Here is a 25644-nt window from a genome sequence, read left to right as displayed (position 1 = left end):
ACAAAATTATTAATTGTGGTGTTAAAAACCCACACTTTTATTTTTGTTTCTACTGAAATTGCTTTTGAAAAAAAAAGCGATGGGTAATAGTGTGGAAAAGACTGACTTTCAAATAGCATTTGGGCGGCAAATTGAAAAATTTAGAACTGAACAAAATTTGAGTTATAGACAATTAGCTCAACGATGTGACATAGATCATAGCAATATTAGCAAGATTGAGAAAGGTGAAATCAATATTCAGCTATCTTCAGTTCTTCAACTTGCAAAAGGCTTGTCAATTTCACCAAAAGAATTATTTGATTTTAACTTTGATTTAGGAGATGTTATCAGTTAACTATTTGAAATGTTATGATAACTCTTCATTGCAACAAAAAAGTAGGGAAGATTTTTAGTGTCTGTTAAATTTTTATGATAAATTAATTTATTTTAGAAATGGAAAAAAGAGTTGATAGCTTAGTTTTTAGAAGAATGACATATGCTGATTTTAGGCATATTAATAAAGTTGGAGGCGAAGAAGAAGGTGGAGGTGGACAATCATACATAGATTTCCCTGTTAGAGAAATTTCTAGTCAAGCATGGTATGATTTTTTGGGGAAAAATACAGGAACTGGTGCTCAAAATAGACCTCAATGGGACTTTAAAATAAATAGCTTCGGAATAAAACAAATAAATGATTTAAGAATTTATCAAAGAAGATCTGCTTCCTTTTCTATATCATCCCAAAAAATACATAGTAAATCAGGTAATAGGGTTCCTTCTTGGCATCCTAAGAATGGATTTCCTACTGATTATAATCATGAAGTTGAAAATCTTGTAATATATATAGTTAAAACTGTAGATGGTGAATATTGGGCGGGGTGGTTTCTTGAAAATCAAATACCTGCCAATTGGCTAGGTAACTCGCAATTAAAAAGAATGTTTACAGAAGAATCTGCAGGTTTTATTAAGTTTAGGAATAAGTTATTTGTAGAAACTTCAAAAAATGATTGGCCATTCTATTTCACAGCGGAAACAATTATTAACGACATACCAACAAATGAAGATGTTCAAGATGAACTAGTTCTAGAGGATACCTCACCAAGACTTCAGGAACTGATTAATACAGGGAAGCAACCTGAAATTGTTAAAAGGTTTTTTCAAATTAGAAAAAGAAATAATAAGCTTGTTAGAAACTTAAAAGCTCTATATGGAGGAAGATGTCAAATTACTGGAGACGAATTCACATTTACTAAAATAAATGGGGAACTTTATTCTGAAGTGCATCATTTAATACCTCTAGGAGACAATGGTTCTGATTCATATGCTAATACTATTGTTGTGAGTCCGATGATTCATAGAATGCTACATTTTGCAAATGTATCAGAAATAGATTTGAACAAAATAGTTGATAATAAGCTTAAAATTCAAATAAATGGAAAAGATTATGAAATTAATTGGCATCCTGATCATTTAGCAGTTGTTAAAGATGTTATTGAGAATTAATTTTTTGCTACATGAATAAGGTATTCATGCAGTTTCGATTCTTTTTTACTATCATTACTTTTGAATCTTTTATATACAATATCTTTTCGACTTACTTTCCCGAATTTTGAAAGGAAAGCGGTTAATTCATTAATTGGAATCAATCCATCTTCACTGTAACTTATTAAAATATGTTTGCAATTTACACCTTCTATAATTTTTGTAAATGATTCTCTAATTTTTAATTTAGAACAGAAATTAGAATATTGATCTCTCCATGGCCTTAAACCGCTTTCACCAATTGCTTCAGGAAAGTCCTCTCTAGCAATAGTTTCTAAAATGTGATAATTTGCAGCATATTGTCTTTTAATGTAGGGTGGATCAATATAACAGATATCTCCTGATAAACTTGGAGATAGTTCTTCTGCGTATCCTAAATAAACATTATGACCTTCGATTGATCCAGAAGTAGAAAATCTACTTGGTTTTAAAAAAACAGGTACTTCAGATCTCTTTACAAATTTTGAAAGATAATGGCCATATGTACCCGCAATATTTGCAACATCATTTGTAGCCATTATAAGATCGTGAATTAATAAAGAATGTTCCTTATCCGTGATTATATTTTTACCTTTTAAAAATTTGATTTCATTTCTAATTGAATCTATTTTAGCAGCATTTTCAGGGGTAAAGTATTTTCTAGCTTTAGTGGTATTAGAAGCTTTACCTTCAGGAGAAAATTCATTATAAAAATATCCTTTAATCGGCTCTAGTTCGTTTAAATAATTTAAAATTAACTCATAGTTGCTTAGAGAATTTGACTTTTTAATACCTTTAATGTGTGATATTCCTTCAAAATTAGGATAGCAATTCATAAACAAATGGAAATTCAAATGATGGTATGAGTATGTCATAACATCAAGTGCTGATACAATAAATCCATTTTCACGTAAAGCGAGAGAAAATAATCCAGTTCCCGCCATCAAATCAATTATATGTTTTGCATTTTTATCAATTTTTAAAATTTCCGAAATAATAATTTCTGATAATTTATCTTTAGAACCAATATATCTATAACCCATTTAAATTAAATATTTCTGTTACGTTACAATTTAGTAGACGTTTAATAGGAATTAACTGTTCACAATTCTTCAATGTTTCAAATATTATATGATAATCTGATTGATTGAGATTGAATAAATCTGCAACTATTCGTTCAATCAATAAATCTGTATTTTTTGAAATATTTATTTCATTAGAATTATGAACTTCTTCGTTAATTAATTTTGTGATTTTTATTATTGCTTTTTGAGTTCGTTCTTCCTTTAATTTTAATAAAGGAAAAGGTAAATTCATTAAAGCATTTTGTGTAAGGTATGGATGAGTTCTCCATTCATTTTCTCCATATTTTTTGATTAGATAATATGTTACAACTCTTGAATTTAAAATTGATAAAACAAATTCTAATGTCAGGTTATCTTTGAATTCTTTTTTTAAATTTAAAATATAAACGACTTGATTAGTCATCGAATTTTCATAATCAATGCTTGCCGTAATTCCAATTCCTGTTTTTCTGACAAGTATTTTCGTTTTTTGATAAATATCTAAATTTTTATAATTAATTCCTTTTTTTGATAAATCAATAAAAGACTTAGATTTACTTGTATATCTATATAAATCCTCTCCAACTTTTAATTTAATGCTATTAGATGAAGGAATCGAGCTGATTATTTTTTCGGACTTGGTTTCATCTAAATTTATTGTGCTTCTGCAATTATTACATTTTGGATTTTTAGATCTTGGGAATGGCATCCAATATTCACAATTGTTACATTGACATACAATTCCTTTTTTTGAAAGTTCTGCACCTCTTTTGCTTTCTAAAAAATTATTTAGTTCCGTGCTGTAACTTTTAAGTTTGCCAATCAAATCTTGTTCTTCGATTTTTAAGTCTATATCAAACAAATAATTTTTGTTTTCCAAAAATCTAGTCTGTAATACCTTATGAGATAGCTCTTTTTCAACTTCTTCTAAAGACAACTTGTTCGATATAACCATCTTTTTGAAATCTGCTGTCAAACGAAAACAATCAACGTAATGATTATTTTTTGGAATTTTATTTTCGCCAATTATTACCACACATGCTCTATTAATATCAGGAAAAATCTTCTCACCTAGTCTTGCGATAAGATGTATTGAAGTTTTTTTAGAAATTAATTCTCTAAATTTAGTTTGTTCTTGGCTAAATACAGAATCAGGCAAAATCAAACCGTATATGCCATTTTTACTTAGATTAGTTAAAATTGTTTCAAAAAAAAGATCAAAAACATCAAATTGCCCTTTTGAAAGTTTAAAACTTGAATTTAGATCTTTTAAATTGTAGCTTTTTATATCAGATCCCCAGGGGGGATTACTAAGTGATATATTAAAACCATGTTTGCAATTGGTGTCTTCTCTCAATTTTTTCCAACCTATCTCAGGTTTGATAAACTCAAAAGGAAATAAAGCATCCGTATTTATGAAATATGATTTAACTTTTAAATTTAAGTGATTTAGTTTAGTTTTGGAATTGAATATTGCATTGTTGTCTTTGTCAACGCCAATTATCTTAGGTAAAGAAATTTGTGAATAATTATTTATTTCTGTGATAAAACTTCTTAATAATTCACTATCACCACATGCAGGATCAATTACACTTGAAATTTCTCTATTTACTCCCCAATACTTAATAACTTTTCTTGATAAATATTCCGCAAGAAAAGGAGGTGTATAGAAAATTCCTTCATTTTTTCTTTTATCTAGGCTATAGTTTTCTATTGTCACCATTTATTGTAATCCGTATGAATATTTAGTATAATAAATCACAAAAATACGGTTTTAAAATCATTTATCTAGCTCTTAAAATTTAATACTTTTATAGCGCTGAATTTTAGATTCATGTACTAGATAATATTATTTTTATATGGATATATCAGGAACTTTATTAACTAATTATCCCTTTTTAATCTGCTCAATAAAAAAAGCTGTAGGCATACCTGTTTTTGCTTTAAATACATTTACAAAAAGCTGAGTACTGCTAAAACCTGCTTCCTCAGCCAGAGCTTTGTTTGTAAACAATCTTGCTTTTTTATCACTTTGCAATAATTCAATGACATAATCAATTCTAAGATCATTAATATATTCTGTAAAAACTTTATCACGATAATGACGTATAATATTTGACAAATATCTCGGATTAGAACTGAAGGTGGCCGATAGTTTGGAAAGATTCATGTCTTTATCGAGAAACTTTTTTTCTTTCTCAAATTTTTCGAGCAGTTTAAGTATGTGTGCGACCGTCTCAGGATTTATATCTAAAATTGCTGGCTTTTCAGTTCTTTGACGAGGTTTAACAGTTTCTTCTGTCCTATAGTTTTTCTGCATCAATTCATCATATTTTTTTTTGTACAATTTTCTATTTCGGTAATAACGAAATGTTAGAAGAAGAAAACTGAAGAACAATAACGATGTAAATGTAATAAGAGTTGAATAGCTGCTATTTTTTCTGTCTAACAGCTGTTGAATTTTTTCTTTTTCCAGCAGTAATTCCTGTGTCTGGTATTCCTTATTTATTTTTCCAACTAAGTATTTAAAGGTTTCATTTAGGATACGGTCGGCCTTTAGCAATTGATCAATATAATATAACTGAAGCTTTGGATTCTCTTTAGTTTTATAGTAATTTATAAGCAGTTCGTACATTTCTCTTATATCGGGACGTATGTATCCTTTTGTATTGAAGAGATAATCAACTTTTTTAAAATACGGGATTGCCATGTCGAATTTTCCAAGTGCCCAGTAATCTTTTCCTATGTAAAAATAACCGACGGATTCGTTGCCGAAATCTTTTTTCTGCTTTAAGTCTTCTATTGATGATCGAATTTTGTGTATAGAGGAAGCATAATCTTTTTTATAATACTCATTGATGCCTTCGGAATGATTAAAATAGACTTCCAGCTTTTTAATTCCTAGTCTCTCGCATTCTTGTAAACCTAGATTGTTAATTTCAGTAACATGCCCGTAGTTTCCCTGCCGGTTGTAGCAAAGCCCTAGTGAATGCAGAGAATTCAGATAAGGCTGTGAGGCATCTTTTTTGAAAAAAGCAACGCATTCTTCAAGTAAGGAGATCGCTTCATCATAGTAGCCAAGATAATATTTTACAAGTGCAATGTGATACTTCAATTTGTAGATTAAATATTTATCATTTGTTCTCGAGATATAATTATTTGCTATCAAGAAATTGTCTAGAGCTTGATTATGACGTTTTAAACTGTAGTAAACAATTCCTTTAGTTAAATAAGAAGATCCAATGATGACATTATCATTTGTCTTTTTTGCAGCTTCGACTATACTATCAGCATAAATAGTTCTTAATCTTTCCGGAGCTGCATGCATAAAATTTTGATAACCTTTTGCTGTTTCAGCCCAGTTTTCTTCCAGTTTTGCTTTTTGAAGATAGGTATACAAGTAAACAGCAATTTTGGAACTATCTGGTTCTAGCTCATCAATTTTTTCTTCCAGATATTTAAAGCCTTTATTTTGCAGCGAATCTGGAATCCTTCGGATATTGTTTTGGGATAATAGATATTGAGATATGAACAGAAGAGACAGTAGTAAGCAAATACGTTTCATATAAATAGCAAATTTGGGATGTAGTGCATTAACAATGTACCGTAGGAAGTAAAATTATGATAACGATATTCTTACAATATCTTAACTCAAATATAATATAAAGTATTGGATTATAGAGAATTAATTTGATTTTAAGCAGTATGGATTTTCCGAAAATCCATACTTTATTTTCGGAAAACCCATATAGGTAAGGTTGTGAGAGATTTTTCAAGGAGATAGATTTGCTATGAATTCAAAAGCAAAATGTTCAGCATCGTGCTGAATTAAAGTTCTGCTTATCCGGATGAAATGAACTGAGAAGAAATTCTCATTCACCGTTCAAACAATCGTATCATGAAAAATTTATTAATCACTTATGTCTTATTATGTTTTTTGACATCTTGCTCTGATGATTTAGATTCCAATCAAACACAGTTAAATGATGTCTCATCTGAAAAATCAACAAGCAGTACAATAACCCCGGAGAACAAATTAAATCCATTCGACAAAAAGGGGCTGTTGTACTATAACGCTCTACATAATTATCAGGCTGTAAATCCAGTTCCCAATTCAATTGGGGAAATTACTAATCAAATAAAGTATTTATCTTGCCAAATAGAGAAAAGGAGTAACACTCGAAAGGGGGTAATTACATTTAATGATTCCATTGTCGAGGCTATTATGTCTGATCCAGATAGCAATATGATTAACATAGTGCAGAATAGCGCACTTTCCACTAATGCTAAAAGCACTCTAATTAGTTTTCTGCAGGGTTTGATCAATCATAGGCAACTTGATTTTGCTGTTTCTTACGCTTATATAGTTGATTATGAAGAAACCATCATTGATGATAACCCTTTTGATGATGATGAAACAGAGACAATCTTAACGATTACTTCCATTTCAAGATATTCGCTTTATTCGGAGTCAGAAAGAAAAGATAAAGACTGGGATTTATCGGCAGGGAACAAACCCGCGAAAAAGTTTTTTGCCGCTAATGAAAGTTCAATTATTACTGTACTTGCTTTGTTACATAGTATGCTATAAAAGCAGTCTGATTAAATTGATCTACCATGAAACCACGAATTATTCTTTACGTCCTTTTGATCATTTTTAATCTTGTAAGCCTTTATTTCATCATAGTCCTTTTTGGCTATGATGAAATAGTTGGTTACCTGATAAAAGGGGGCAGAAAAATTATCGACCCACGAAAACTGGCTTATTTACTGTTTCTTACATGCCTTTTAAATCTGTATTTTTTGTCATTAATACTGATTGAAAAGTCATTTGAAGATAAAATATAAAATTACTTATATACACGAAATCTAGTAGATCATTAATAAAGAAATATGATTAAAGATTTGATAAATATTGATTTAGAACTGATGCCTCTGCAAGGGTTAGACATTCATATTATAAAAAAGTATAATATTAGAACATCTACATCTGAATCTTTTACCACTGAAAATCTCTGTATTCTCTTAATTAAAAATGGAAAATTCAAAATCCAAATTAAGAGAGCAGTACAAGACTTATCTCCATGGGATCTTCTTGTAGTTCCAAAAAACTCAAACTGCAGGATTTTGGAAGCAAATGAAAAACTTCAGTTTTTCTTAATTTGCTTCTCATCCGAGTTTGCATTTAAAAATTGCCTGAAAAAGGAATTGGTTGAGTCGTTCTATTTTTTTATCCGGAATATTCCAATTAAGATTGTTTTGGATGAAAAAGAGTTTTTAGTGCTATCACTTATATACAAATTAATTTATTTTGTCAATAAGGATACTAAAGACAAGGGACTAGATTTTGAGCTGCAACGAATAAGTTTTAATTTATTTTTATATGAGCTCAAACTGATCTATTCTAAATACACTCTGGATTCAGCTTTAAACTTTTCTAGAAATGAAAGCTTAATAATTCAATTTCTTACTGTTTTGTCTATTCATTGCAAAAAACAGCATTATGTCAACTTCTATGCAAGTGTTTTATACATTACACCTGGACATTTGAATAAAGTTGTTAAACAGCTTACAGGAAAAACAGCAAAAGAGTTAATAATAGAATCCATTATTATTGAAGCAAAGAATCTTCTTGAAGATACCCAATTCACCATAAGTAAAATTGCTGAAGAATTGGAATTCAGCAGTATTTCAAGTTTTAGCCTCTTTTTCAAAAAGCATACTGCTTTTACACCTACCATGTATCGTTCGAATTCTATCGAGAGATTTAAGCTTCGTTAGTTTTCGTTGTCTTGCCTACTATATAAACAACTGTACTATGAATACTTTATATCCCTTAGAATGGTTAGATACCCTAATTTTGCACAGCTTAAATCCTAACAAGTCAGATCTCACCGTTTTATCAAATATTGATATTGCTGGTATTTCGGAAAGTGTCAAAATAGAAGCGGAGAAAATACAAATTCGTTTAAAAAATGAAATTTTCTTGTTAGTTAAGAAGAGGCAGATCCGGCTGCAGGTGCGTAAGTATCATTCTAATTTAATATATCTTCTTGACAGTTCAGTTGATCACAAGAAAAATAAAGTGTTTAAAAATAATGATTTAGCTAAGGTGCTGGATTTAGTTATTTCAACATTAGATGAACTTCTTTCTTTTGTTGAGAATCGATTTTCTCAATATTTAAGCCTCGACGAAAGAGTGCCAATAACTTATTTGATAGTATCAAAAAAAGAACTAATGCTTAAATTACGCACATTAGAAGAATTACAGTTGGAATTGGAGCAGGATAGAAGCACGATTGGAATTGTTATAAATGAATTGTCAAATTCAATACAATCATCGAATGAGAAAGCTTCGTTTAGACAGATTATGTATAATCGTCTGCTTTTAAAACGATTATCCGAAGCATATTATAATAATGATCTAAATTGTACCTTTTCGACTCTTGATAAGATTTTAATTGAGATGAATTTTAATTGTAAAAAGTTTGTGGATACATTAATTGCTAAATTATCAAGAAACTCGAATAACGATGATGACTATTCAGAGAAACTCAATACATTGCTTTGCAGCTATAAAGATTTTAATCAATTATTTTCAAATGAGAGAATCACTTTTGATCCAATGATGAAGAATATAAAAACTACAATTGACAATTGGTTTAATTATGAGATTCTATATTATGAAAGACAGATGAGACAGATTATTAATGAGATAATTCCAACATCCGAAACCTCTAATAAATCAAATGATAAAGTTGAATGCATTCTGTCAACTGATCAAATGGCTTTGATTTTACGAGCAAGTGATGAATCCCGAGTTTTAAAAGCAAGATCAATGAACTTGGTTTTTAAAACTATTGTACCTTTTTTATCTACGCCTTTCAAAAAAGATCTTTCGTATCAATCTGTTCGAAGTAAATCTTATAATGCTGAGGACAGGGATAAGGAGATCGCTATCCAGACACTTAAAAAAATTATTGAAAAGATTAAGACATACTGAATAATCAATCTGCGTAACAAAACTTAATATTCACGACAAATTATTAAACATTCTAGATTATGACATTAATAGCAATATTTTTCCCTTCACTTTCCTTTTTCTTAAGGGGTAAGATTTTTACAGCAATCATTTGTCTCATTCTGCAGATTACTTTGATTGGCTGGATACCAGCGGCAATCTGGGCGGTTTTATCGCTTCAGAATTCTCGAGCTGATAAGCGTAATGCGAAATTAATTAAAGCTATGCGCTCAAAATAAAAACGACTTATTATTATTTGAAAGGCTTTTGTGGTTATTCTAACTGCAGAAGCCTTTTTTATTTATCAGTGTGAATATGTAGATTTTATCTTCTTCTGACCAACAAATTCAAGGGGTACAAATGGGTACAAGAAAAGTTGTACTTGTAGAAGCTTCATTGTAGTCGTTCCTTTGACATGTAAAATAAATCATATCTCTAAGATTTTGATTTGAATAGATGAATGTTGAATGATAAATGAAGAAGACTATGTTTGCAAATGTTTCATGGGGCAGCTACCTTACTGTCATCGGTGTAATCTTAGTGGTATGGTATCTAATAGTACTGCTTAAATTCTATAAAGACGATTTAAAGGAATTTTTCTCCAGCGAGAAAAGAAATGACCCGTTTAAAAAATCTACAAGTTCTACATCCTTGCTGCAAAGAAAAACACATACGGGTTTGTCATCATCTTTTTCAGAATCTTTTGACACTTTAGATGATGCAGAAGAACTTTCCGCCAGAATACTTCAAGCTATAAAGGAAAGTGCCGAGAAAAACTTGTTTAAAGAACAATTCCAAAATTACCTGCGAATGGTTATTGAAGAATATCCTTATGTGAAGATCTCTTCACTGCGTGAAGATGTAAATCATTTAATAGTCTCCGAAAGCGAAAAGCATCCTCAGTTTTCTTTAACGTTTGCCGAAGCGGATCAACTGTGGGAGGAGACTATTTCTTAAAACTCAGCGGAGGAATAACCCCTGTTCTCTCTGGTGCGGTATGGCTTTGTGTGACAAGATGATAGAGCTGTAACGGCGGTGTTCCTCTGCTTTTTAACTAATAATAATCTTTAAAATGACGTGTGATGAAAAAATGTTGGTGGAAGTTAAAGGAAGTAAATGAAGAAAGAGTATTGTCCTATTGCATCTTGGTATTACTGTTAGTATATGAAACTAAAATTTATGCACAAGACGGCGTAGCAGGAATTAACGAAGCAAATCAGAAAGTAAGAAGCTATTTTGATGCCGGTACGGAACTGATGTATGCAGTAGGCGCAATTCTTGGCCTTATTGGGGCTGTAAAAGTATATCAGAAATGGAATGCGGGAGATCCCGACACCGGAAAAGTGGCCGCAGCATGGTTTGGCAGCTGTGTGTTTCTTGTTGTGGTGGCTACTGTTATCAAATCTTTTTTCGGAGTCTAATGAACAGTGTGTATCAGACTAATAAAGGAATCAACCAGTCAATTGAATTTAAAGGCTTGAAAGCCCAGTATATATGGTATTTGGGAGGGGGAGTACTAGGACTGATGATTGTTTTTGCAGTGCTTTTCATAGTCGGCATTCCCTCTTTGACGTGCGTGGCTTTGATAGGTGCAGCGGGAACGGTGATGGTTATCAAAATCTATAAAATGAGCGGGCATTATGGCGAATACGGGATGATGAAAGCTTTGGCATCAAGACAGGTTCCTAAAAATGTGAAGGTTCGGAGCAGAGCTGTTTTTATTAAGTGATAGTTATAGGGCGTTAGATAAATGAAGAGCGATTATGAAAGTCTTGAACTTATATGCAGGGATTGGAGGAAACCGTAAAAATTGGAAAAATGTATCAGTCACTGCCGTAGAGCTGGATCTCGTATTGGCGGAAGCTTATGCACGGAATTTTCCGGATGATGCAATAATAGTCGGTGATGCGCATGAGTATCTTTTGGATCATTATAAAGAATTTGATTTTATCTGGTCATCGCCGCCGTGCCAGTCGCACTCATCCTTCAGACAGAATATCTGCGTCAGATTTCGCGGAACTCCAGCGGTATTTCCCGACATGAGGCTGTATCAGGAAATTTTATTCCTGCGGCATAATGCCGAGTGTTTGTGGGCAGTGGAAAACGTCAAGCCTTACTACATACCGCTCATCCCGCCTGATGCGACGCTGCAACGTCATCTCTTCTGGTCGAACTTTCAGATTCCAGAGGCTGGTTTGCAAGCAGTGATAAAAATACGCCATGCACAGATTCCTGAGCTTGAAGAGCGCATGGGTTTCTGCTTAAAGGGATCCAATATCCCAAACAAAAGGCAGGTGCTACGCAACTGTGTGGATCCGCAGCTTGGACTCCATATCTTGAATACGGCTAGAAGCCTCTACGAGAATAAAATGAAGATCAGCAAAAATATGAAAAATGGAAAAGGAGTTGGATAATGTTTTGCCGATTATGGACGTGCAGCATGACTGCATTTTATCAAAGCAGGGAGATATGACCGTGGTTTTTAAGGCGGATCTTCCCGAGATTTTCACACTGTCGGACCATGAGTATGAGGCGTTTCACCAGTCATGGATAAAGGCTTTGAAAATACTGCCGAAGTTCACAGTTTTCCACAAGCAGGATTGGTTTGTGGAGACCAGTTACAAAGCGGAGTTTGAGAATGAAGACGGCAGTTTTTTGACAAGAAGCAGTGAGCGGTTTTTCAATGAAAGGCCCTTTCTTGACCACTCTTGCTACATAATGCTTACCAAGAAGCCTTTAGGAAGGAAAAATTCCAGTTCGTTGTTTTCTAACCTTATAAGGAATAATCTTGTGCCAGAGGAGACAATTAAATCCCAGTTTCTTCAGGACTTCATTGACAGCACTGGTCAATTCAAAAGGATCATGGAAGACAGCGGATTCATCCGTTTGACAAGACTCCGAAATGATGAGCTGAAAAGCCAGACCAGGAGGGCCGGTCTGATTGAAAAGTATGTATTTCTATCGGAAAAGGAAAACTCTTTTGTATACAGTGATCTAAAGTTTTCGGATGGGATGCAGATAGGAGACAAGCACAGCCAGCTTTTTACGCTTGGCGATGCCGCCGACCTGCCGGCTCTCTGCGGTTCAAGGATCAATTTTGACCGTTACTCAACCGATAAGACAAAGTTCAGCATTGGATTTGCTTCGACCCTTGGACAGCTGCTGTCCTGCAATCATATATATAACCAGTACATATTCATTGAAGACGCGCAGAAGACAATCCAGAAGCTGGAAAGCAAAAGACTGCGGCTACAGTCGCTGTCTGCCTACAGCAGAGAGAATATGATCGCAAGGGATGCAACCAACGATTTTCTTAATGAAGCTATATCCCAGCAGAGACTCCCTGTAAAAGCACATTTTAATGTACTTGCTTGGAGTGCGGATAAAGAAGAACTAAAAGATATTAAAAACAAGGTTTCATCAGCACTGGCGCAGATGGATATGGCTGCAAAACAGGAGACTGTGGGTGCACCCCAGATTTATTGGGCAGGAATGCCGGGGAATGCTGCAGATTTTCCAATGAATGATACTTTCGACACTTTTACAGAACAGGCTGTATGCTTCCTTAATATGGAAACTGGCTACAGATCGTCTATTAGCCCTTGCGGTATACGACTCGGAGACAGGCTGACGGGAAAACCGGTTCATGTGGATTTAAGCGACGAGCCTGTGAAAATGGGAATCTGCACCAATCGGAACAAATTCATTTTAGGGCCTTCAGGAAGCGGTAAATCTTTTTTTACCAACCATATGGTAAGAAGTTATTACGAGCAGGGCACACATATTGTTCTGGTAGATGTCGGGCACAGTTATAAAGGGCTTTGCGATATGGTTGGCGGCTATTACTTCACCTACGATGAAAAGAATCCGCTTCGTTTTAATCCATTTTACATATCAGAGGGAGATAATCTCGATACTGAAAAAAAAGAAAGCATTAAAACACTGCTGCTGGCTCTTTGGAAGAAAGATGATGAAACTTTTAACCGTAGTGAATATGTCGCGCTTTCTAACGCCCTTCAGCTGTATTATGAGAAGTTAGAAATCAATTCGGATGCCTTTCCTTGCTTTAATAGTTTTTATGAATTCTTAAAAGATGATTTTGTTCCCATTCTGGAAAGTGACAAGGTTAAAGAAAAGGATTTTGATGTCAATAATTTTCTCTACGTACTGCGTCCATATTATAAAGGAGGTGAGTTTGATTATCTGTTAAATGCTACGGAAAATCTGGAACTTTTAAAAGAAAGGTTTATTGTTTTCGAGCTCGACAACATTAAGGATCATCCTATTTTGTTTCCAGTAGTTACCATCATTATTATGGAGGTCTTTATCAGCAAGATGAGAAAACTGAAAGGTGTACGTAAAATGATTTTAATTGAGGAAGCCTGGAAAGCTATTGCGAAGGAAGGAATGGCCGAATACATAAAGTATCTTTTCAAGACTGTCCGTAAATTTTTTGGTGAAGCTATAGTAGTCACTCAGGAAGTGGAAGATATAATTTCATCACCTGTAGTAAAACAGGCTATCATCAACAACAGTGACTGTAAAATCCTGTTAGACCAAAGCAAATACCAGAATAAATTTGATCAGATTCAGGAGCTGTTGGGACTGACTGAAAAAGAGAAAGCGCTCGTGCTCTCGGTAAACAAGGCAAACGATCCCAGCAAGAAATATAAGGAAGTGTTTATCTCGCTGGGGGGTATGCTATCAAAAGTGTATAGAACAGAAGTTTCTTTAGAGGAATACTTAGCTTATACAACAGAGGAAAGCGAAAAGGTGAAAATGAATGCCTACGCCAAAAAATTCGGCGGGGACATTAAAAAAGGAATTGCCGCAATGGCTCAGGAAATTCGAAGTGGAAATTAAATGAAAAGAGAAAATGAAAAAGAAATTAGCGGGTTGTTTTATTTGTCTTCTGCTGGTTGCAACTCCGGTCAGACCAGCTGAAAAAACAGCAGCACTGCCAATACTGGAAATCGTTAAAGCTGTGACAAAGAAAGTAATCAAAGCTATTGATCTTCGGATCCAAAAACTGCAGAACAAAACGATTTGGCTTCAGAATGCCCAAAAGCAGGTCGAAAATGTGCTCTCTAAACTTAAACTCGACGAAATCTCAGAATGGACGCAAAAGCAGAAAGACCTTTATAAAGGTTATTATGAAGAGCTTGCGAAAGTGAAATCCATTATCACTTATTATCATAGGATAAAAGAAATTACTGCGAAGCAGACAAAGCTGGTTCAGGAATACGAAAGAGCATGGAATCTGTTTAGACAGGATAAGCACTTTAAAGAAAGTGAGATTCGGTACATGGAGAAGGTCTATACCGGTATTTTAGAAGAAAGCATGAAGAATATCGATCAGATATTTTTGATACTGGATTCGTTCACTACCCAGATGAGTGATTTGAAAAGACTGGAAATCATTAATAAGGCTGCTGACCAGATTGATGCTAATTATGATGATCTTACTATGTTCAATCAGCAGAATGTTTTACTGAGTCTGCAGAGGGCAAAAACAGAAGCAGATGTAAATCTTGTCAAAGAATTTTACGGAATACCATAATTCAGATAAAAATCATGAAAAAATTATTAATATCCTTGTTTCTAATACTTGTATTTCAGCAGGGACTACAAGCGCAAGCCAAGCAGCGCAAGGAACTGCTTCTGCAGATTGCAGCACTTCAGGTGTATATTGATTATGCGAAAAAAGGTTATTCTGCCGTTTCAAAAGGACTCAATTTTATAGGGGATGCCAAAAGAGGGGAAGTAAACCTTCATGGTGATTATTTTGCATCTCTGGCAAAAGTTAATCCAAAAGTCAGAACCTACTACAAAGCAGCAGAAATTATTTCGCTGCAGTTTCAGATATTGAAAATCTGTAAAGAGACTTTAGTCAGTTTAAAAACGCACGATTTATTTCATGGAAGTGAGCTGGACTATGTGGAACGTTCTTTTGTAAGACTGCTTCAAAGCTGCAACGACACACTAGAACAGCTTTTAGTCCTCACAACTGATTCGAAACTGGAGCTAAAAGATGACCAGAGAATTGAACGGATTGATATGCTGCACAAAAAAATGACAGATGATTACAATTTCTGTACTTCATTCAGCAATGATGCAAAACTGCTTTCTCTTTCTAAGAGAGCAGATCTAAATGATTCTAAAAGTATAAGAGCTTCATATGGATTAAACTAAAACTTATGAAAAAGATATTAATTCTAGGAATAATCATCATCTTTTTATTTGTACCGGACAAATCAAATGCACAGTCAGCAGAAATCCAGCAGCTGATATTGAATATTGAAAAACTATCGCAGTTCAAAAAGATACTTAGCGATATGAAAAAGGGTTACGAACTTCTGTCTAATGGATACAAGACGGTTAAAGATATGTCCGAGGGAAACTTCAGTCTTCATAAGGCTTTTCTAGATGCCCTGATGCACGTCAGTCCAATGGTAAAGAATTACAAAAGGGTGGGAGATATTGTCAATTACCAGATTTTGCTGGTAAAAGAAAGCAGGAACGCACTGGGCAGATTAACAAAAAGTGAGAATTTTAGCGAGAAGGAAATAAGATATTTTGATCAAGTTTATGCCAACATCCTGAGTGAAAGCCTCACGAATCTTGATGAGCTCACAATGGTTATTACCGCCGATAAGTTGAGAATGTCGGACGACGAGAGATTGGAAGCTATTGATACTATTTATCTGCAGATGCAGGATAAGCTGTTTTTCATGCGAGATTTCAGTTCATCTGCAAACGTATTGCTTCTCCAGAGAGCAAAAGAGAAAAAAGATGTTTATGCCTCCAAAGCAATACAGGAACTTAAAAACTAAGGGTATGAAACTGTCAATTCGAAATAATATCCTTTCTGTAATTCTGGTGATGATCCCTCTTTTTAGTTCTGCTCAGGGATTGGGAGATGAAATGCAGAGCCTTCATTCCGTTTTGGATCGGCTTTATGATGAAATGATGCCCTTGTGCTCAAATCTTATCGGTGTGGGGCAGGGAATTGCGGGTTTTGGTACCATCTGGTACATAGCTTCAAGGGTTTGGCGACATATCGCCAATGCCGAACCAATAGATTTTTATCCGTTGTTCCGACCTTTTGTGATCGGCTTCTGTATTATGATTTTTCCATCTGTACTGGGACTCATCAACGGTGTTATGAAACCAACTGTCACTGCAACGGCTGCCATGGCTGCGGGATCGAATAATGCAATTGCTGTTCTTTTAAAGGAAAAGGAAAAAGCAATTAAAGAAACAGACACATGGAAAATGTACGTTGGCGGGACTGGCAGCGGTGATAGGGACAGATGGTACAAATATACGCACGACGGCGCTGATCCTTCAGATGAGGGTATGCTTGCAGGAATTGGCAACGATGTGAAATTTGCAATGGAAAAAGCATCTTATGGCTTTAGGAATTCAGTAAAAGAATGGATGAGTGAGGTGCTAAGGGTATTGTTTGAAGCGGCTGCGCTATGTATAGACACGCTAAGAACATTTCAACTGGTAGTTCTTTCAATCTTGGGACCGCTTGTTTTTGGAATAGCAGTCTTTGATGGATTCCAGCACACCCTCACAGTATGGCTGGCAAGGTATATCAATATCTATTTATGGCTTCCTGTTGCCAATATATTTGGAAGTATTATTGGAAAGATACAAGAATTAATGCTGAAACTAGATCTTTCCCAGGTTCAAGCGACTGGCGATACTTTCTTCAGCAGAACAGATATTGCATACCTGATATTCTTAATAATAGGCATTATTGGCTATTTCACTGTACCCTCAGTGGCTAATTATATAGTGCATGCAGGCGGCGGGGGAGCCCTGGTTCAAAAGACTACGAGTTTATTTGGCGGTTCAACCAGCTCGGTTATTTCTAAAGCATCACAAGGAACTACAATGGTTATGGACAGCATGGGTAATGCGGCAGGGAAGATGTCACAGAGTATGTCCACCTCTTCAGCTTCATCTCCCTATTTTCAAGAGAAAGGAAATTACATGGGTGACAAGCTCAAAGGAAATTCATAATAAACTTAAAAAAACAGATGATGTTTACTAAAATGAAGAATATTGATTCAGCTTTTAAATATGTAAGAAGCTTTACAATGCTGGTTATTGCGGGCTGTGTTGTTATCTGTTGTTTTGCGCTTTATAAAAGTTTCCAGACTGTAGCCAGAATGCAAGACAAGGTTTATATCCTGGCAGCGGGCAAAGCACTAGAAGCGTATGCTTCTGAAAGGAAGGATAATATACCAGTGGAAGCCAGAGATCATGTCAAAACATTTCACAAATTTTTCTTTAACCTTGACCCTGATGACAAGGTAATTAAAACAAATGTGACGAAGGCATTATATCTGGCTGATGAAAGTGCAAAAAGAATCTACGACGACCTAAAGGAAAATGGATTCTATTCAGGAGTCATATCAGGAAATATCAGCCAGACTGTACAAATAGACAGCATAAACATCGACATAAAAGATTATCCATATCGATTTAAATGTTTTGCCAGACAAAGTATAATTCGAACTACAAGTATTTTAAAAAGAAGTCTAATCACCGAAGGAAGCCTTCGAAATGTGTCAAGAAGTGATAATAATCCTCACGGCTTTTTAATCGAACGTTTCAATACTATTGAAAATAAAGACCTCGGTGTAGAAAACAGAAAGTAGATGAAATCGCTATTTAAAAAAAGAGAAGCGCCATTTGTATACAACAGATACTATCTGTTTCTACAGGAAAAATGGGTGCGAAAGATGGAGTTTCTTACGCAAGGATTCTCCAAAAAGCAACTGATTCTTTTCCTGGTATTATTTATTGCATTTAGTTCTGCTTATTTTCTATTTATCGTTTATGAGGCTTTAAACTGAGATATTTTTAAGTCGGGGAACAGAATGGTAAAGCCTTTAACAATAATTTAATTCATTTTAAAAAGTAAAGACATGGAACAAAAAAATATTTCTATGAAAGAAGATAAAAAAAGAAAAATGCTTTTAATGCTGCCATTGATAACTCTTCCCTTCATATCTATTTTGTTTTACACATTAGGTGGAGGAAAGATGAGTACAGATGCGGCAGAAAATAAAATTAAAAAAGGTTTCAATTTTAATCTGCCTATTCCTAAGTTTAAGGAAGATTCATCTTTAAATAAAATGAGCTATTATGACCAGGCGGCGGTAGACTCCATTAAACTGCAGGAACAAATTAAAAAAGATCCGAATTACTCTAATAATAAGCTGCTTGATCAATCTCAGAGTCCATTTGCTGAATCCGATGTGAGGTTAAAAGATTTTTTAAGCAATGGTCGAGGGCTAAATTCAGAACCGCTGCAGAACAGAAATGAAAAAAAGATATATGAAAAACTTCATTTGTTGCAGAAAGCCATCAGTCAGCCATCTACAGTAGACAAGTATGAGCAGGACATGAGCGAGTTTGAGAATGATGGTTCATCCAACGAAGTTTCTACTCAAATCAAGGACTTAGAAAAAATGATGTCTACTATGGGGGAATCTCAGCCAGATCCCGAACTGCAGCAATTGAGCGGTATGCTTGAAAACATACTCGATATCCAACATCCTTCAAGAGTTGCGGAAAAGCTGCTTAAAAATTCAGTAAGCAAAAAAGGAAAAGTTTATAACGTAGATAGCAAAAAAGCATCAGTAAATATTACTTCACTTCAGGAAAATAAAGCAGAGAACAATTTTCAACAGAATGCTTTTTATACAGTAGAAGATGCAACAAATGGAGATTCTCCTCAAAATGCACTGGAAGCATTTGTGCATGAAACCCAGACTGTTGTCAACGGATCAATTATAAAATTAAGACTCGGAGGTGATGCGGTAATTCAGGGTACAGTAATTCCAAAAAATACTTTCCTATATGGTGTTGCCGCTTTGAAAGGGGAAAGACTTGAAATAAAGATAGAAAATCTGCAATACCGAAACTCAATATTCCCAGTTCAGCTTGCTGTTTATGATATTGATGGAATTGAAGGGATAAATATTCCAGGTGCAATCGGCAGGGATGTAGCGAAGACTTCTGCAGACCGTTCGATACAGACTTTAGGATTGAACGGTGTTACAGATTCATGGGGAGCTCAGGCAGCAGGAATGGGTATAGAGGCGGCAAAAAGTCTTTTAAGCAAGAAAGTAAAACTCATCAAAGTAATAGTTAAAGCAGGATATCAGGTACTTCTGTACGATGAAAAACAAAAGAATCTAAAACCTTAAAGTGAAAAAAATGAAAAGAATTAATCATTTATTTAAAATGAGTTTATTGCTGTTTTCTGTTTTAGCCTATCCTCAGTTGAGTGTAAAAGAGACAATAGCCAACGAAGACCAATATAAAAGCGTCCAGATCGGATACTCCAAAACAACAAGTATTGTTTTTTCTTATCCAATCAAGAGCATTGATAAAGGAAGTGATGAGGTACTGGTGCAGAAAGCCAAAGGTGTGGAGAACATATTGCTTATTAAGGCAGCTAAACAGTGTTTCATTCAGACCAACCTGACTGTTGTCACTTCTGACGCGAGATTATACGTGTTTGTACTGAATTATGATGATGACTGTCCGGATTTGAATGTTAAAGCCGTGAATTCTATTGCTGCCAGTAAAGATGTTTTATTTTCACTTGAAAGCGAAAACCAGAAAAAAATAGAACAATGTGCCTCCCTGGCATTATCTAAAAAGAATAAAATCGGCGGTTACAACAAATCTAAGTATCAGATAAGACTCGAGCTAAACGGTATTTTTATTTATCAGGATGTTTTGTATTTGAGGGTAGTATTTGAAAATAAGTCAAAGATTAACTATGACATTGATCAGTTCCGATTTTTTATCAGGGATCAAAAAAAATCAAAACGTACTGCATCGCAGGAAATAGAAATTGAGCCGCTTTATCAAACTACGTCATCCGCTGTGATCCCCTATAAGTCTGAAGTAATAAAAGTTTATGCACTCGAAAAGTTTACTATTCCTGAAAACAAATATCTCACACTTCAGCTAATTGAAAAAAGTGGTGGAAGACATTTGGAACTTGATATCAGCAGTAACCTGACCGATAAAGTATTTCCAATCGAGGCATTTAACATGGATAAATATTAAACTAGATATATCATGAAAATAAATGTAGCTGATGCTGAAACGCTGTTATCATACGCGGAAGAGATGGTTTCTTACGGTTATCAATTTGCAGCATATCCTTTGAAATTAATTACTGACAGTGATACCATTCAGTTTTTTAGAACATCGATGGCTGCAGTGGATTATTGCCTTGTGGGTCCTAATGATGTTGATTATTTTAAGAATATTCCAATAACATCTCTCATCGGTGATTTAAACATAATTCTACAGAGTGTTATTGCTACTTCTCGAATAGAGACTGTTGATGTAAATGATTTTATGCATCTGTATAAAGAAACAAATGAATTGAATGAAAACAACTTAAATGCAAATACAATGAACGAGAAAAATTTAGAATATCTAAAGGACCAGTTAAAATACACTGGAATGGGGGAGACGTTTGAAACAGAACTTAAAGAGAACATGCAGAAAGGTGATAAGGATTTTAAAATCATCCATAGCGGGATTATGAATAATGGGGTGCCAAACAATGATACTTTGACAGTTGAATTGAATTTCAAGAAATCAGATCAGAGTGACATTTACTTTTTTAATTCTTATCATGTGAATCTGCAGAAAGAAGAGAACAAGCCTGGACTGGAGCAAACATTTTATATAAATAATGATGGCACAAGTATAACTCTTAAGGAAGCTTACAATTTGATGGAAGGCCGTTCTGTGAACAAAGATCTTAAAACCAAGGAAGGGGAATCATACAACGCATGGTTAAAAATGGATTTTAAAGAATCAGAGAGCAATGGCAATTTTAAAATAAATCATTTTCATCAAAATTATGGCTATGACTTAGAGGCCAGTCTCGAAAAACATTCTATTAAAGAGCTTCAGACTCCAAACTACAAAGAAAATTTGATGAGCTCACTTAAGAAAGGAAATCTGCAGTCTGTAACTTTTGTTGTCAATGGTGTGGAAAGTAAAATGTTTGTAGAGGCCAATCCTCAGTTTAAAACATTAAATGTGTATGATGGCAGCCTTCAGAGAATCAATCATAGAGAAAGCAAACAGCAAAAACAGTCGGAATCTAAGGATAAAAATGTCAGCAAGGATAATGATGATGAACCAGCACAGAAAGAGCAGAACTCAATAGCCCGCAAAAGAAAAGCGGGTAAATCTGTTTAGCATAAATAATCAAAAGTAAAAAATGATGGACGATCAGTCCCTTACCAATAGTCTTGCAATTGAAATAAACGATTGGAATAGTAAAGAGGAAATCCTAAAAAAGCTTTTCCGTTCCAGTCCTTCAATTGAAACTTCTCTTTTAAAGGAGAAGTTAAAATGGTATGAAAGTGTGCTGGCTAGATATCGTAAGACGAATAGTGTTTATGAAAACCTTACTCTTCAAGTTGTGAAAGGCGAGCACGATAATCTGGTAAACCAGTTATACCCAGAAAAGCTAAGAAGGTTTATTTATAAAAACATTGTTCTAAGGATGAATGTGAGATTAAAATCTTCTATTTACAGCAAAATTGAAGCGAAATCTAACAATGAGCTTAAGGAAAAATTGGAAAGAATAGGTTTTAAAGATGCTTTTAAAAAAGTCGAGCGATATTTGAATCTGGGAGAAACGAAATTTATTGTGCCTGTTTCTTACTATTTAAATGAAAAAGAGAGACTAGATCATTCTCTTAATTTTAGAAAAGATGAGTCCGGCCAATATCAATTTGAAGGATTTAAAACCAGTCTTTATTCACAATCCAAAAATGAAGAAAATAGACAGCACTTTTTTACAGACGATGGTGTTAATGCAAGACAGTCTTATGAATTACTTTCAGGTCGGGCGGTTTTGATCGATGGAATCTGGAAGCAATTGGATTTAAATGATAAAGATGCATCTGGCAGTTATAGAGTAAAAGAATTTCCTCAAGAGTACGGCTATGATTTAAAGAAGGCTTTGGAAGAATTGCCTATAAATTCTTTGGATCAATTACAAGTTGCGGAAATCTTGAGATCTTTAAAAAATGGAGGCAGAGAGCTGGTTAAATTAGAAAGAAATGGCAGTTCTCAAAATTTTTATGTAGAAGCTAATCCACAAAATAGAGGGCTTTTGATCCACAATGAAGATTTAAAAAAAGTATTGCTTTCGGATCTTTTAAATCAAAATTCCAAAACTTCAAATAAGCAAGCAAAGTATGTAGCGATACAGTCTTCTCAAAGACAACATAGAACAGCTAAAAGTAAAAGTTTATAAATTATTCAAAATGGAAAATTTAAAACCGCTATCGGACTTTTTTACAGCAATTGAAAATGATTTTCGAATAAGCTCGACACATATTGCTATTTACATGTCTCTGCTTCAGTATAGGACGCAGAATCAGTTTGTAAACCCAATACAGGTCTATAGACATGATATAACACCAATAGCAAAGATTTCCTCACCGCATACTTACCACAGATGCATCCAGGAATTGAGTGATTATGGATATCTTAAATACGAGCCTTCGTTTAAGAAAACACAAGGAAGCAAGATTTACTTTTACGATTGAACACAGGTAAATAACCATGAAAGCCCGTAAAGGGCTTTTATTATTTAATTAAATGATGATGGAAAATGAAGAAGAAAAAATGAGAGGAAAAATAACTCCAGAGAAAGCTATGCAAATGTTAAACTCTGAGGGTATGAATGTTACAATTGAAGAAGCAACTGAAATTTTGCTATTTTTACGAAAATTGGCCCATGCGGTCGTTTCAAAATTTTTAGAATCATGAGTATTATTGCAGATTTATACATTCGTGTAAGCACAGACGAGCAGGCTGAGAAAGGATATTCACAAAGAAATCAGGAAGAAGTCCTACGTAAGTATTGTTCTATAAATTATATTGAAGTTCGTAATGTTATTTACGAAGATCATTCAGCCAAAACCTTTAATAGACCACAATGGAATAAATTACTTCTTAATCTTAAAAGAGAAAAAAACAAATGCGACTTTGTCTTATTTACAAAATGGGACAGGTTTAGTAGAAATGCTGGTGACGCATACCAAATGATAAGTGTTCTACGAAAACTTGGAGTGGAGCCACAAGCTATCGAACAGCCTCTTGATTTATCTATTCCGGAAAATAAGATGATGCTTGCTTTTTATCTCGCTGCCCCAGAAGTAGAGAACGACAGACGGGCTTTAAATACTTTTCATGGAATGCGAAGAGCTAAAAAAGAAGGAAGATATATGGGAACTGCTCCCTTTGGTTATGCAAATAAATCAAAAGAGGACGGAACTAAATATATTGCTCTTGTAGAGCCGGCTGCATCAGTAATGAGATGGATATTCGAAGAAATTGCAAGAGGAGTGTTTAACACTGAACAGGTTTACCATCTTGCATGCAGAAGAGGTTTTACAAGAACCAAAAGCAATATGTGGGGTTTAATTCGAAATCCAATTTACTGTGGTAAAATTTTTGTCCCCCAATATAAAGATGAAGAAAGCATGTTAGTTACAGGACAGCATGAGCCTTTAATTACGGAAGGTCTTTTCTATAATGTTCAGGATATTTTAGATGGAAAATCCCGTATTTACAGACCTAAAATTAAAACAGTTGTAGAATTTCCCCTTAGAGGATTTTTTAATTGTCCAAAGTGCCAAAAAAAGCTTCAGGGAAGCAAGTGTAAAGGCAGACATAAACATTACTATTATTATCATTGCGAAGCCCAGTGTAAATTTAGAATCAATTCTGAAATAGCCAATAAATTATTTATTGATGACCTAAAAAAATACCAGCCAATACCAGAGGTCAAAAAAATATACACATCTGTAATATTTGAAACTCACCGAGAATTGGCTAATAATGCTGGTGAACAGAAACGACGACTTTTAGAACAGATTAAAGATTATGAACTTCGATTAAGTAATGCAAGGGATCTTCTTTTAACATCAAAAATAGATTCGGATGATTATAAATTAATGAAGGATGACTATAGTGCACGAATTACAAACCTTGAAAGGGAATTATCCTCCATTGCAAAAGATAGACACAGCATCGAATCCCTTTTAAATAAAGGCATTGAGAACTTAATTAAAATGAATGTGGCTTATGCGGATATGGATCTTTCGGAAGCTCGAAGCTTAATAGGTTTGGTTTATCCTGAAAATTTTACGATTCGTGAAAATAAAATACAAACCGCTAGAGTGAACAAAATTGTAGAGGGTATTTATATGATTAACAAGGAGTTAAAGGCAAAAAAAAATGGGACAAAAGATGATTTTTATCTTTTGTCCCATAGAGTGACCTCGACTGGATTCAAACCAGTAACCTTCTGAGCCGTAATCAGATGCGCTATTCAGTTGCGCCACGAGGCCTTTTTGCTACAATCAGCTAATTTTCGTAGCTTTGTTGATTGCTTATTGCGGGTGCAAAGATAGACATAAATGTGAGATAAACAAGGGAAAAATAACATAAAATTAAAAAAAAATGCAGTTTGAAAATTATATACGTGATATTCAGGGATTTCCAAAAGAAGGAATTTTGTTTAAAGATATCACTCCTTTACTAAATAACCCCGAAGCAAGAACAAATTGCCTAAAAGTTTTGCTTCATTCTTTAAAAAATCAAAAAATTGATAAGGTTGTTGGGGCCGAAAGTCGTGGTTTTTTCTTCGGAATGTTGCTTGCTCAAGAATTAAATGCTGGTTTTGTTCCCGTAAGAAAACCAAAAAAGCTTCCTTTTGATAGAATTTCTGCATCTTATGAATTAGAATATGGTTTTGATAGTTTAGAAATGCATACAGATGCCATAAAAAAAGGAGACCGAGTTTTAATTCACGATGATGTCCTGGCAACAGGAGGAACCGCAAAGGCAGTTTGTGAATTGGTAGAAAAATTAGGTGGCGAAATTGTTCAATGCAATTTCTTAATGGAACTTACTTTTCTTAATGGAAGAGAAAAAATTCAAGAATATCCCGTTTTTGCCGCTTTAACCTATTAA

Annotated in this window: 26 protein-coding genes and 1 tRNA gene; 23 read left to right on the top strand and 4 right to left on the bottom strand. The window is 34.3% G+C overall.

The window, feature by feature from the left end; translation table 11 throughout:
* Positions 1-64: 64 nt before the first annotated feature.
* Together LL966_RS18385 and LL966_RS18380 are read left to right on the top strand one after the other, a co-directional pair.
* Positions 65-334, top strand: a complete 270-nt coding sequence (locus LL966_RS18385) for a helix-turn-helix domain-containing protein (protein ID WP_317207156.1) — start codon at positions 65-67, stop codon at positions 332-334.
* A gap of 98 nt (positions 335-432) precedes the next feature.
* Positions 433-1482: an HNH endonuclease gene (locus tag LL966_RS18380; RefSeq protein ID WP_229355248.1), complete on the top strand. Its 1050-nt coding sequence runs from the start codon at positions 433-435 to the stop codon at positions 1480-1482.
* On the opposite strand, the gene LL966_RS18375 is transcribed toward LL966_RS18380, so the two are convergent.
* The 3 genes from LL966_RS18375 to LL966_RS18365 form a co-directional block, all read right to left on the bottom strand.
* A complete protein-coding gene (locus tag LL966_RS18375) occupies positions 1479-2543 on the bottom strand; it encodes a DNA adenine methylase (protein ID WP_229355247.1) in 1065 nt (354 codons plus the stop codon). The genes LL966_RS18380 and LL966_RS18375 overlap by 4 nt on opposite strands.
* Positions 2533-4287 carry a TaqI-like C-terminal specificity domain-containing protein gene (locus tag LL966_RS18370; protein WP_229355246.1) on the bottom strand — a complete coding sequence of 585 codons (1755 nt, stop codon included), beginning with the start codon at positions 4285-4287 and terminating at the stop codon, positions 2533-2535. The genes LL966_RS18375 and LL966_RS18370 overlap by 11 nt, the downstream gene beginning before the upstream one ends.
* Positions 4288-4452: 165 nt before the next feature.
* On the bottom strand, positions 4453-6129 hold the full coding sequence (locus LL966_RS18365) for an AraC family transcriptional regulator (protein ID WP_229355245.1): 1677 nt from the start codon (positions 6127-6129) through the stop codon (positions 4453-4455).
* Between the two features lie 333 nt (positions 6130-6462).
* Between LL966_RS18365 and LL966_RS18360 the strand changes: the two genes are divergently transcribed.
* The 20 genes from LL966_RS18360 (at position 6463) to LL966_RS18260 (ending at position 24980) form a co-directional block, all read left to right on the top strand.
* Positions 6463-7155: a hypothetical protein gene (locus LL966_RS18360; protein ID WP_229355243.1), complete on the top strand. Its 693-nt coding sequence runs from the start codon at positions 6463-6465 to the stop codon at positions 7153-7155.
* A 302-nt stretch (positions 7156-7457) separates the two neighbouring features.
* Complete coding sequence (locus LL966_RS18355) at positions 7458-8345, top strand: helix-turn-helix domain-containing protein (RefSeq protein ID WP_229355241.1); 888 nt, start codon at positions 7458-7460, stop codon at positions 8343-8345.
* A 37-nt stretch (positions 8346-8382) separates the two neighbouring features.
* Positions 8383-9567 (top strand): hypothetical protein, encoded by a 1185-nt coding sequence (locus LL966_RS18350; protein ID WP_229355239.1) that lies wholly within the window; start codon positions 8383-8385, stop codon positions 9565-9567.
* Positions 9568-9626: 59 nt separating this feature from the next.
* Positions 9627-9824, top strand: a complete 198-nt coding sequence (locus tag LL966_RS18345) for a YqaE/Pmp3 family membrane protein (protein WP_129747049.1) — start codon at positions 9627-9629, stop codon at positions 9822-9824.
* Positions 9825-10071: 247 nt separating this feature from the next.
* Positions 10072-10542, top strand: coding sequence for a hypothetical protein (locus tag LL966_RS18340; RefSeq protein ID WP_229355237.1), 471 nt, complete (start codon positions 10072-10074; stop codon positions 10540-10542).
* 125 nt (positions 10543-10667) lie between these two features.
* A complete protein-coding gene (locus LL966_RS18335; RefSeq protein WP_229355235.1) occupies positions 10668-11006 on the top strand; it encodes a DUF4134 domain-containing protein in 339 nt (112 codons plus the stop codon).
* Complete coding sequence (locus LL966_RS18330) at positions 10898-11314, top strand: DUF4133 domain-containing protein (RefSeq protein ID WP_317207155.1); 417 nt, start codon at positions 10898-10900, stop codon at positions 11312-11314. The genes LL966_RS18335 and LL966_RS18330 overlap by 109 nt, the downstream gene beginning before the upstream one ends.
* A gap of 34 nt (positions 11315-11348) precedes the next feature.
* Positions 11349-11999 carry a DNA cytosine methyltransferase gene (locus LL966_RS18325; RefSeq protein WP_229355232.1) on the top strand — a complete coding sequence of 217 codons (651 nt, stop codon included), beginning with the start codon at positions 11349-11351 and terminating at the stop codon, positions 11997-11999.
* Positions 11980-14448, top strand: coding sequence for a TraG family conjugative transposon ATPase (locus tag LL966_RS18320; protein WP_229355230.1), 2469 nt, complete (start codon positions 11980-11982; stop codon positions 14446-14448). The genes LL966_RS18325 and LL966_RS18320 overlap by 20 nt, the downstream gene beginning before the upstream one ends.
* Positions 14449-14461: 13 nt before the next feature.
* Positions 14462-15145: a conjugal transfer protein TraI gene (locus LL966_RS18315; protein WP_229355228.1), complete on the top strand. Its 684-nt coding sequence runs from the start codon at positions 14462-14464 to the stop codon at positions 15143-15145.
* Between the two features lie 14 nt (positions 15146-15159).
* Complete coding sequence (locus LL966_RS18310; protein WP_229355226.1) at positions 15160-15777, top strand: hypothetical protein; 618 nt, start codon at positions 15160-15162, stop codon at positions 15775-15777.
* Between the two features lie 5 nt (positions 15778-15782).
* Complete coding sequence (locus LL966_RS18305; protein ID WP_229355224.1) at positions 15783-16418, top strand: TerB family tellurite resistance protein; 636 nt, start codon at positions 15783-15785, stop codon at positions 16416-16418.
* Between the two features lie 49 nt (positions 16419-16467).
* Positions 16468-17619, top strand: a complete 1152-nt coding sequence (gene traJ / locus LL966_RS18300) for a conjugative transposon protein TraJ (RefSeq protein ID WP_394799466.1) — start codon at positions 16468-16470, stop codon at positions 17617-17619.
* 32 nt (positions 17620-17651) lie between these two features.
* Positions 17652-18260 (top strand): conjugative transposon protein TraK, encoded by a 609-nt coding sequence (traK, locus tag LL966_RS18295; protein ID WP_229355221.1) that lies wholly within the window; start codon positions 17652-17654, stop codon positions 18258-18260.
* Positions 18261-18530: 270 nt separating this feature from the next.
* A complete protein-coding gene (gene traM, locus LL966_RS18290; RefSeq protein ID WP_229355220.1) occupies positions 18531-19817 on the top strand; it encodes a conjugative transposon protein TraM in 1287 nt (428 codons plus the stop codon).
* Between the two features lie 10 nt (positions 19818-19827).
* A complete protein-coding gene (gene traN / locus LL966_RS18285) occupies positions 19828-20691 on the top strand; it encodes a conjugative transposon protein TraN (RefSeq protein WP_229355219.1) in 864 nt (287 codons plus the stop codon).
* A 12-nt stretch (positions 20692-20703) separates the two neighbouring features.
* Positions 20704-21846, top strand: coding sequence for a hypothetical protein (locus LL966_RS18280; protein WP_229355218.1), 1143 nt, complete (start codon positions 20704-20706; stop codon positions 21844-21846).
* Positions 21847-21868: 22 nt separating this feature from the next.
* Positions 21869-22915, top strand: a complete 1047-nt coding sequence (locus tag LL966_RS18275; RefSeq protein WP_229355217.1) for a hypothetical protein — start codon at positions 21869-21871, stop codon at positions 22913-22915.
* A gap of 353 nt (positions 22916-23268) precedes the next feature.
* Positions 23269-23433 (top strand): hypothetical protein, encoded by a 165-nt coding sequence (locus LL966_RS18265; RefSeq protein ID WP_180860250.1) that lies wholly within the window; start codon positions 23269-23271, stop codon positions 23431-23433.
* Positions 23430-24980 (top strand): recombinase family protein, encoded by a 1551-nt coding sequence (locus LL966_RS18260; RefSeq protein WP_229355216.1) that lies wholly within the window; start codon positions 23430-23432, stop codon positions 24978-24980. Before LL966_RS18265 ends, LL966_RS18260 begins: the two co-directional genes overlap by 4 nt.
* On the opposite strand, the gene LL966_RS18255 is transcribed toward LL966_RS18260, so the two are convergent.
* A tRNA-Arg gene (locus LL966_RS18255) sits at positions 24946-25019 on the bottom strand. The genes LL966_RS18260 and LL966_RS18255 overlap by 35 nt on opposite strands.
* A 112-nt stretch (positions 25020-25131) precedes the next feature.
* Here LL966_RS18255 and LL966_RS18250 point away from each other — a divergent pair.
* A complete protein-coding gene (locus LL966_RS18250) occupies positions 25132-25644 on the top strand; it encodes an adenine phosphoribosyltransferase (protein WP_229355215.1) in 513 nt (170 codons plus the stop codon).

Origin of the sequence: Flavobacterium chungbukense, from assembly GCF_020805785.1 — a bacterium.
In the GTDB taxonomy this organism is placed as follows: domain Bacteria; phylum Bacteroidota; class Bacteroidia; order Flavobacteriales; family Flavobacteriaceae; genus Flavobacterium; species Flavobacterium chungbukense.
The sequence above is the reverse complement of the archived record's forward strand: the minus strand, read 5'-3'. Positions and strand labels throughout refer to the sequence as shown.

Excerpts from the sequence above, each read along its gene's own strand:
- LL966_RS18380 (WP_229355248.1), top strand. The coding sequence starts at position 433 with ATGGAAAAAAGAGTTGATAGCTTAGTTTTTAGAAGAATGACATATGCT.
- LL966_RS18375 (WP_229355247.1), bottom strand. The coding sequence starts at position 2,543 with ATGGGTTATAGATATATTGGTTCTAAAGATAAATTATCAGAAATTATT.
- LL966_RS18370 (WP_229355246.1), bottom strand. The coding sequence starts at position 4,287 with ATGGTGACAATAGAAAACTATAGCCTAGATAAAAGAAAAAATGAAGGA.
- LL966_RS18365 (WP_229355245.1), bottom strand. The coding sequence starts at position 6,129 with ATGAAACGTATTTGCTTACTACTGTCTCTTCTGTTCATATCTCAATAT.
- LL966_RS18360 (WP_229355243.1), top strand. The coding sequence starts at position 6,463 with ATGAAAAATTTATTAATCACTTATGTCTTATTATGTTTTTTGACATCT.
- LL966_RS18355 (WP_229355241.1), top strand. The coding sequence starts at position 7,458 with ATGATTAAAGATTTGATAAATATTGATTTAGAACTGATGCCTCTGCAA.
- LL966_RS18350 (WP_229355239.1), top strand. The coding sequence starts at position 8,383 with ATGAATACTTTATATCCCTTAGAATGGTTAGATACCCTAATTTTGCAC.
- LL966_RS18345 (WP_129747049.1), top strand. The coding sequence starts at position 9,627 with ATGACATTAATAGCAATATTTTTCCCTTCACTTTCCTTTTTCTTAAGG.
- LL966_RS18340 (WP_229355237.1), top strand. The coding sequence starts at position 10,072 with ATGTTTGCAAATGTTTCATGGGGCAGCTACCTTACTGTCATCGGTGTA.
- LL966_RS18335 (WP_229355235.1), top strand. The coding sequence starts at position 10,668 with ATGAAAAAATGTTGGTGGAAGTTAAAGGAAGTAAATGAAGAAAGAGTA.
- LL966_RS18330 (WP_317207155.1), top strand. The coding sequence starts at position 10,898 with ATGGAATGCGGGAGATCCCGACACCGGAAAAGTGGCCGCAGCATGGTT.
- LL966_RS18325 (WP_229355232.1), top strand. The coding sequence starts at position 11,349 with ATGAAAGTCTTGAACTTATATGCAGGGATTGGAGGAAACCGTAAAAAT.
- LL966_RS18320 (WP_229355230.1), top strand. The coding sequence starts at position 11,980 with ATGGAAAAGGAGTTGGATAATGTTTTGCCGATTATGGACGTGCAGCAT.
- LL966_RS18315 (WP_229355228.1), top strand. The coding sequence starts at position 14,462 with ATGAAAAAGAAATTAGCGGGTTGTTTTATTTGTCTTCTGCTGGTTGCA.
- LL966_RS18310 (WP_229355226.1), top strand. The coding sequence starts at position 15,160 with ATGAAAAAATTATTAATATCCTTGTTTCTAATACTTGTATTTCAGCAG.
- LL966_RS18305 (WP_229355224.1), top strand. The coding sequence starts at position 15,783 with ATGAAAAAGATATTAATTCTAGGAATAATCATCATCTTTTTATTTGTA.
- traJ (WP_394799466.1), top strand. The coding sequence starts at position 16,468 with ATGATCCCTCTTTTTAGTTCTGCTCAGGGATTGGGAGATGAAATGCAG.
- traK (WP_229355221.1), top strand. The coding sequence starts at position 17,652 with ATGAAGAATATTGATTCAGCTTTTAAATATGTAAGAAGCTTTACAATG.
- traM (WP_229355220.1), top strand. The coding sequence starts at position 18,531 with ATGGAACAAAAAAATATTTCTATGAAAGAAGATAAAAAAAGAAAAATG.
- traN (WP_229355219.1), top strand. The coding sequence starts at position 19,828 with ATGAAAAGAATTAATCATTTATTTAAAATGAGTTTATTGCTGTTTTCT.
- LL966_RS18280 (WP_229355218.1), top strand. The coding sequence starts at position 20,704 with ATGAAAATAAATGTAGCTGATGCTGAAACGCTGTTATCATACGCGGAA.
- LL966_RS18275 (WP_229355217.1), top strand. The coding sequence starts at position 21,869 with ATGATGGACGATCAGTCCCTTACCAATAGTCTTGCAATTGAAATAAAC.
- LL966_RS18265 (WP_180860250.1), top strand. The coding sequence starts at position 23,269 with ATGGAAAATGAAGAAGAAAAAATGAGAGGAAAAATAACTCCAGAGAAA.
- LL966_RS18260 (WP_229355216.1), top strand. The coding sequence starts at position 23,430 with ATGAGTATTATTGCAGATTTATACATTCGTGTAAGCACAGACGAGCAG.
- LL966_RS18250 (WP_229355215.1), top strand. The coding sequence starts at position 25,132 with ATGCAGTTTGAAAATTATATACGTGATATTCAGGGATTTCCAAAAGAA.